Annotated in this window: 2 protein-coding genes; both read left to right on the top strand. The window is 64.9% G+C overall.

The genetic code is table 11. From position 1 onward, the window contains the following. A partial coding sequence (paaC, locus tag PQR08_RS38570; RefSeq protein ID WP_408164478.1) for a 1,2-phenylacetyl-CoA epoxidase subunit PaaC occupies positions 1–633 on the top strand: 633 nt, incomplete at its 5' end. Then, positions 634–986: 1,2-phenylacetyl-CoA epoxidase subunit PaaD (gene paaD, locus PQR08_RS38565; RefSeq protein ID WP_408164476.1), on the top strand; the 353-nt coding region annotated here is incomplete at its 3' end.

Genomic DNA, 986 nt, shown 5'->3' with positions numbered 1-986 from the left:
CACGCGGCGTCGCTCGAAGCATCGCTTAACGGCAGCAAGAAGACCGAAGACGACTACGCGTACTTTCGCAGCGAGCGCGAATTCGCCAACTACACGATCGCGGAGTTGCCGCATTTCGGCCCGCTCGCGGGCACGACGCGCGCCGAGCGCGATTACGCGGTGACGATCGTGCGCAACTTCCTGTACTGCGCGCTGATGATGGAAGTGTGGAGCGCGCTGCAGACATCGAGCGATGCGCAACTCGCGGCGATCGCGGCGAAGTCGATCAAGGAGACGAGCTATCACCTGCATCACGCGCGCGACTGGCTGGTGCGGTTCGGTGACGGCACGGAGGAGTCGCATCGTCGTGCGCAGGCCGCGCTCGATTATCTGATGCCGTACACGCGCGAGTTCTTCGCCACCGATGCGATCGAACAAGCTGTCGCCGATGCGGGCATCGCGCCGCTCGCAAGCGAGTTCGAAGCGGCATGGCGTGAGCAGGTCGCATCGGCACTGGAAGAAGCCACGCTCGAAGCGCCCGCCGATGTGAAGCACATCACCACGGGCAAGCACGGCGAGCACTCGGAGCACATGGGCTATCTGCTGGCGGAGATGCAGAGTCTCGCGCGTCAACATCCAGGCGCGAGCTGGTAAATGGATACGACGATCGAACGCGCGTGGGATGTGCTCGAAGCGGTGCCCGATCCGGAGATTCCGGTGGTCTCGATCCGCGAGCTGGGCATTCTGCGCGATGTGCGTCACGGCGACGATGGCGTGCTCGAAGTGGTGATCACGCCGACGTACTCGGGGTGTCCTGCGATGTCGCAGATTGCCGAGGACATCGCGCAGGCGATCGATCAGGCCGAGCTTGGCGCGCATCGCATCGAGACGGTGCTGGCGCCCGCGTGGACGACCGACTGGATCACCGATGAAGCACGCGAGAAGCTGCGCCGCTACGGCATCGCACCGCCGACGGGCGCATGCAGCAGCACTCCGGCGCCGAGCAC

The sequence above is a fragment of the Caballeronia jiangsuensis genome (assembly GCF_046030135.1).
GTDB classification, from domain to species: Bacteria; Pseudomonadota; Gammaproteobacteria; order Burkholderiales; family Burkholderiaceae; genus Caballeronia; species Caballeronia jiangsuensis.
Note: the sequence above shows the minus strand (reverse complement) of the source record. Positions and strands in the feature narration are given on the sequence as shown.